The sequence below is a fragment of the Kitasatospora sp. NPDC059812 genome, from assembly GCF_042732075.1.
In the GTDB taxonomy this organism is placed as follows: domain Bacteria; phylum Actinomycetota; class Actinomycetes; order Streptomycetales; family Streptomycetaceae; genus Kitasatospora.
On record NZ_JBHWIO010000145.1, the window covers coordinates 1 to 6,074 of the forward strand.

Consider the following 6,074-nt stretch of genomic DNA (forward strand, 5'->3'; position numbering starts at 1 on the left):
GGCCCGGGGGGGTGGTGCCGGGGGGGGGGGCCCCGCCCCGTCGGTGGGCCGGGTCGGTGGCCACGGTGTGGATCCGGGCCCACCGGCCGGTGGGGTGGGTGGGGCCCCGGTAGCCGCGGTAGACGATGCCGATGGCGCAGGAGGCCAGCGTGCCGTCGTCGGCGGGGACGACATAGGCGAGCAGGTTCGGGTCGGTGCCGAGCCGCTCGCGCATGTCGTCGCGGAAGGTGGTGCGCCAGTCGTCGGTGAGCCGGGCGCCGTCGAGCACCGCGACGCGCAGGCGCAGCAGTTCGTCGGCGTCCTCGGGGCCGGCGGGGCGTACGGGGGATCCGGTCATGCGGGACTGCCTCCGGGGTTCGGTGGGTCACTCAGGTGGTTGTCGGGGGAGGCCGAGGCGGCCGAGGCGGCCGAGGTGCCGGTCGGTGCCGCCGTCGGGCCGGTGCCGCCGTCGGGCCGCTGCACGGCGCGGTAGGCGTACGGGATCCGGCTGGGGTGGGGAAGGTGACGGTGCCTTCCTCAGCCCTGGACCAGGTCGCGGGGGTCGGACCCCTCGGCCCAGCCGTGGGTGGAGAACCCGCGACCACCGGACAGGTACGCGGACAGGGCGGCGTGGGAGGACGGGAACATCGGCAGCGGCAGCTCGCCCGCGGGCGACCACACCACGGCGAGGTGCTTGCCGGGCTCGGTGTTCGTCAGCTCGCCCTGCCAGGCGGTGGCGAGGAACACCGACAGCAGGAACGGGCCCTTGCCGTCCCAGCCCTGGCGGACCTGGATCGTGTGGACCAGCCGCAGGTCGCGCGGGTCGACTTCCAGCCCCGTCTCCTCCGCCAGTTCACGGGCGGCGGCCTCGTCCAGGCGCTCGCCGACCTCGACCTTGCCACCGGGGATCGTCCACACCGGCGTCGTGCTCCAACTGTTCGTCGCGTAGTTGATCGTCGCGACCCGGCCGCCACTCCGGTCGTGGACGATGACGGCCACCGCCTGTCGCAGGCTCTCCACAGCACTACCTCCAAGGACGCTCGATCAAAGGGGACTTGGGGACTTCACGGGGCCGACGCCGGTCCGCGCAGCGGCTCCAGGACGGTGCGGGGTGAGCTGGAGCATCACGCGCACGGGCCGGCGGGGCCGGCGGGGTCGGGCCGGGTCACGAGGCCTCCCCGGTGGGCTGGTCGGCCGCTGCGGCGAGCAGCGGCAGGTAGTGGTGCAGGTAGGGCGGGACCTTCAGATCGAGCACCTCGTCGAAGGGCACCATGCGCACGGCCAGGCCCTCGTCACCGAGCCGCAGGCCGCTCTCGGGGCCGTCCCGGACGGCGTGCAGGATGCGGGTGAGCGGGAGGCCGAGGTCCTGGTGCGGGCCGGGGAGGGTCCGTAGCCCGGTGATCTCGACGCCGGCCTCCTCGCGGACTTCGCGCACCGCGCTCTCCTCGGCGCTCTCGTCCCCCTCGCGCCAGCCGCCGATCGGAGTCCAGTAGCCGGGCCAGGCCATGCCCGGCCTGTCTTCGCGCAGGTGCATCAGCAGTCGACCCGCGCGGTCGGTGACGAAGACCAGGACGCCCTCGAAGTCGTCGCCGTCCGGGGCGGGGCGCTCCAGGTAGAGCGGGACGCCGCAGCGGTGGGCGCGCAGCACCTGCCGGAGCCGCTGGTAGTGGTCGGGGGTCATCCGGGAGCGCCAGTCGTGGGCCGTCTCGAACCGGAACTCGGTGTGCTCGGCCGGATCGAGCCGGATCCGGGCCTGCTGCTCCGCGGTCAGCGTGCCGCCGTCGAACACGTAGCCGGCGACCGGGACCGGGTAGTCGGCGTCGGCCTGCGTGTGGATCACGGCGACCAGGCGCCGCCGGAGCACCTGCGGGTTCTCCGCGGCCAGGTCCAGGCCCAGCTCCTCCCGGGCTTCGCGCAGCGCGGCGTCGAAGGGGCTCTCGCCGTGCTCGACGTTGCCGCCGGGCATGTTCCACACGCTCGGGTCGATGGTCGAGCGCATCCCGAGGACGCGGCCGGCGGGGTCGGTGACCAGGAAGGAGCCGTAGGCGCTGGGCCGGGCGATGGTGGTCAGGTAGCCGCCGACCGGCCGCCAGCCCGGGATCGCCAGGCGGCCGGTCAGCCACTCGATCACCGCGCGTTGGCCGTCGCTGGTCGTGGGCAGCCGGTCCGCTGGAGCCCACTGGTGGGAGTCGTGGTCGCCGGAGAGGACGACCGGGGTGCCCTCCGGAACGACGGTGGCGAAGACGAACTGCCGCACGCGCCGGCCGTTCGGGTCGGTGAGGTGCAGGCTCCGCGCGTACTCCAGCGGCAGCCCGGCAAGCCCGGTCTGCTCGGCCAGTTCCCGCGCCGCGCCCGCCGCCACGGGCTCGCCGTCCTCGTGGCCGCCGCCCGGGTACTCCCACAGGCCGGGCAGGACGTCGTGCGCGGCCCGGCGGATCATCAGGATCCGGCCGCAGGTGTCGCGGACCACCACGCCGACGCCGATCCGTTCGGCGCCCTCGCGGAAGGCGAGGCCGGTCAGCATGTCGAAGTCGATCACCGGGTGGGCTCCTCGGTCTCTCGGGCGGGTGTGTTCCGCCGGTCGGTGCCGGTCTTCGCCGCAGCTCCTCCGAACACCGTCGGCGCGCGGGCGCGCAAGTGTGCTGGAAGAAGGCGATCCGACGTCCAAGTTTCTTTCTGCGGAGCTGAGTTAAGGAACCTCCTAGAGGTTGGCGGTCTCCGATGATGGTGCTGTTCGAGCGCGGCGTTCAAGCGGATTACCTCCGGGCGAGCCCGGGTCGAACGGGGAGGTTTCGAGCACCTCCGGGCGCGGCCGAGGGCGTCCTCCAACTGGCCACGGACGTGCTCGGGCAGGGGGCGGAGCCCAGCGCGCAGGCGGCGAGAGCCTGTTCGAGCCCGGCCGTCAGGCCGGCTTCGAGGCGGTCACGGACGCCCGGGTAGCCGAGGAGGTCGGGCAGCGCGTAGCCGTCGCCGGATTCACCCGTTCGGATGATCGTCGAGCGCCGGCCGTCCACCTCCGCACCGTGGCGCAGGGCAAGGGGCAAGCAGGGCGAGGGGGCCGGCGATGCCGTGTGCTTCCCTGTCGAGTTCTTCTGTTCATTCATCAGGGCAAGGGCCCGGACCAACGGATGCGGAGCGATCGGTCCCGGCTTCCCGCAGTGCCGGTTCCTCGTCGGCTGCCTGTCGGGCCCGGGCCGGTCTCACGGACCGTGCATGGCAGACTGCGTCCCCGTGATCGATGAATTCGCCAAGGAGTACTTGCACAGCGATCTGCGCGATGTCCGGGAGGCGCTCATCTGGAAGCTCGACGGGCTGTCCGAATACGACGTCCGCCGACCTCTGACCGGCTCGGGCACGAGCCTCCTCGGACTGGTCAAGCACCTCACGAACATCGAGTACCGGTACTTCGGCAACGTCCTCGGCCGCCCATGCCCGGAGCCGCTGGGCCGGTGGGACGACGAGCGGCTCTGGGCCGAGGCGATGTGGGTGACCGAGCACGAGACCCGCGAGGAGATCATCGGCCGGTACCGCCGGGTCGCGGAGCACTCCGACGCGACGATCGACGCCCTCACCGTCGAGGCACCGGGCTACGTGCCCTGGTGGCCCCGTCCGAACGTCACATTGTTCAGCATCCTGGTGCACGTGCTCACCGAGACCAACCGGCACGCCGGGCACGCCGACATCCTGCGCGAGCACCTCGACGGCGCCACCGGGACCGAGGCGAGCCACGCGAATTCGCAGCCCGACGCCGCGTTCCGGCAGTCCCGGTTCGCCGAGGTCGAGCGGGCCGCCAGGGCGGCGGTGGGCACACCCTGACGAGCCTAAGTGGGCGTTTGGAGAGCTCTACTCCTGTGACGACATCCACGAAGCCTTCCTCACTCGCGGATGCGCACTCATCTGCTGGCGGCGGCTTATCTCCCTACCTTGACAGCATCGGAACCCAGTGATCCATCACCTGGCACAGGCGCTGACGATGGTCGGCAATCCAGTGGTCAGCACGGATCCGGCCAGACGCCCCGCTCGGACAGGTGGAGCACAAGGGCGGCGATGTTCCAGGCGTCGTCCTCGCCGCTGTGGTGACGGCCTTCGAGTCGCCGCCCGGCGATCTCCAGGGCCTTCGCCATGCCGGGGCGTTTGCGCAGGCCGTATGCCTCGGTGAAGGTCGTTTTGGCGTTGGTGTGGTGCCGGCCGAAGGGATACGGCGTCCCGGTGGCCTGGCACTGCCGGGTGAACTGGTTGCGGTCGTAGTCGCCCCAACTGGCCCACGGGCGTGCCCCGGCGTGGTGTTCGGCCGCCAGGAGCCGGCACGCTTCGGCGAAGCCGACCCCTGTGTCGACCTCGTGCTGGGTGAGGCCGGTCAGTTCCGTGCAGAACTCGCTGACCGTGGATCGGGCGGGCCGCACCAGGATCCGGTGGCGGGCGAGGCGTTCGCCGGCGTCCAGATCGACGACGGTCAGTCCGATCTCGATGATCTCGCTGACCGCTCCCCGCGGTTGGCCGCCGGCCCAGCAGGTTGCTTCGACGTCCACGACGTTCAGGAGCCGCTCGGCCCCGGTGCTGTCCATGGCGGGAAGCGTAGGGAGGAGCGGCGGCCGCGGCACCTGGTTTTGCCTGCCGGGGTGCGGATGCGCCGCCGCCCCGCACCCCCGGGTGCGGACGGCGGTTGCGGCAGGTCGAGACCAGCCGGGACGGTGGTTCAGTCAAGACGAGCGTTGAGGACTGGCCGTTCAATGCGCCGTTCGATCTTCATGATCCGCAATACGTGGCCAGGGAGATCGGCCGTGATGACTTCGAGGGAGCATGGCGGCGAGCGCGTCCTGAGTCCCAGGGCTGATCAACGGGGCCAACTCCCGTGTATCAAGCAGACGTTCGAGAACGACGGCAACCCGTGCCTCGCCTCCTTCGAACAGGGCGTCCGGACTGCCCGTGACTCCCGCAGCCGCAGCCGTCGGCTCGTAGGCAACGCCCTCCTGCTCTCCGTCGCCCCAGTGTGCGAGGCCATGTCCCGCGCCTCCCGGGACGCGCCCACCTTGACCGAAGAGTCGCCGAACTCGACTCGGGTACACCCCTACTGGCGGGGAGCATCAGGTCAAGGTCTGGGCGGCCCATGACCGGGCCACCCGGTTCGTGGCGGAAGCGACCAGGGCCGCTGCCCTCTTCGACAGTGCCTTCGGGTTCGACCGCTCGCGCGACCGAGTCGCGTCGAGGTCGTTCGCAACAGACCGAGAGTTCGCCGCGGAGCAGCGGAGTAGCGGAGTAAACGAGCTTCCTTCGACGGGAGGACAGTTGAATTCGCCATCTGAGCAGGCGGTCGGGGTCCGGGTCCGCGACCTGGTACGGGACGTGGTCGCCGTCTGCGCGCCCGAGGAGGCGGTCATGGTCGACGGCCTGCTGCGACGGAGCGACGCCGAGGTACTCGCCCGGCTGCGACGGCGGCGCGGCGACCGTGATCCGCTCGGTTTCGGTCTCGCCGAGATCGCTCCGCTGGTGGCCCCGCTGCTGTGGCTGACCCTGGATCGGGCCCGCGAGAAGCTCGCCGAGAACCTGGTGGAGGTCGCCTCGCGCGGATCGTCGGCGCTGTGGCGGCGGGTACGGTGGCGGGTGCGGCGGCGCCGGTCGGCTCCCGAGGTCATCCCGCCACTGACCCGTGATCAGCAACGCTTGGTCCACCGCATGGTGCTCGAAGCGGCCGGGGAAGCCGGGCTCTCCCCGGACCTGGGGCGGCGGATCGCCGACGGCGTGGTGGCCGGTCTCGCACTGGCCGACCCGGACGACCAGCCGGACGAACGGCCAGACGAGGCGGCGGAGGGCGGCCCGGGCCACGTGCCGGGGGAACGATGACCGGTGCCGGGCCGCGCCCGGCCGCCTGGCCCGCTTCCAGCCCGCCGCGATGCACCGCTGACCCGTGAGAACACCCGCGATCCGGGCCGGAAGGAGCGTCCGGACCACCTGGCACGAGCCCGCTTGCCGGCCCTGGGCCCGGCGATCGGCCACCACGGCCCCGCGGCGCGCGCCGGGGGGGGGGGGAGGTTGGGGGTCGGTGGAGCGGGGATCTAGAGTGTGGGGATGACACAGGGGAACCGGAGGAGAGATGT

General features: G+C 72.1%; 5 protein-coding genes and 1 pseudogene. 2 read left to right on the forward strand and 4 right to left on the reverse strand.

Going from position 1 to position 6,074, the window contains the following annotated elements; translation table 11 throughout:
* From ACFV6D_RS37680 to ACFV6D_RS37690, 3 genes and pseudogenes are all read right to left on the reverse strand, one after another.
* Window positions 1–337: pseudogene (locus tag ACFV6D_RS37680) on the reverse strand (hypothetical protein); the annotation flags it as partial.
* A 179-nt stretch (window positions 338–516) separates the two neighbouring features.
* Window positions 517–999, reverse strand: a complete 483-nt coding sequence (locus tag ACFV6D_RS37685) for an NUDIX domain-containing protein (RefSeq protein WP_380426515.1) — start codon at window positions 997–999, stop codon at window positions 517–519.
* Between the two features lie 145 nt (window positions 1,000–1,144).
* The gene (locus ACFV6D_RS37690; RefSeq protein ID WP_380563228.1) at window positions 1,145–2,518 is read right to left on the reverse strand and encodes an NUDIX domain-containing protein; all 1,374 of its coding nucleotides are present in this window, start codon (window positions 2,516–2,518) and stop codon (window positions 1,145–1,147) included.
* 692 nt (window positions 2,519–3,210) lie between these two features.
* Between ACFV6D_RS37690 and ACFV6D_RS37695 the strand changes: the two genes are divergently transcribed.
* Entirely contained in the window at window positions 3,211–3,795 is a 585-nt protein-coding gene (locus ACFV6D_RS37695) for a DinB family protein (RefSeq protein WP_380563230.1), read from the forward strand.
* Window positions 3,796–3,971: 176 nt separating this feature from the next.
* Here the strand turns inward: ACFV6D_RS37695 and ACFV6D_RS37700 are convergent, their stop codons facing one another.
* Window positions 3,972–4,544, reverse strand: coding sequence for an exonuclease domain-containing protein (locus ACFV6D_RS37700; protein WP_380563232.1), 573 nt, complete (start codon window positions 4,542–4,544; stop codon window positions 3,972–3,974).
* Window positions 4,545–5,265: 721 nt separating this feature from the next.
* Here ACFV6D_RS37700 and ACFV6D_RS37705 point away from each other — a divergent pair.
* Entirely contained in the window at window positions 5,266–5,820 is a 555-nt protein-coding gene (locus ACFV6D_RS37705; protein ID WP_380563234.1) for a hypothetical protein, read from the forward strand.
* Window positions 5,821–6,074 lie beyond the last annotated feature (254 nt).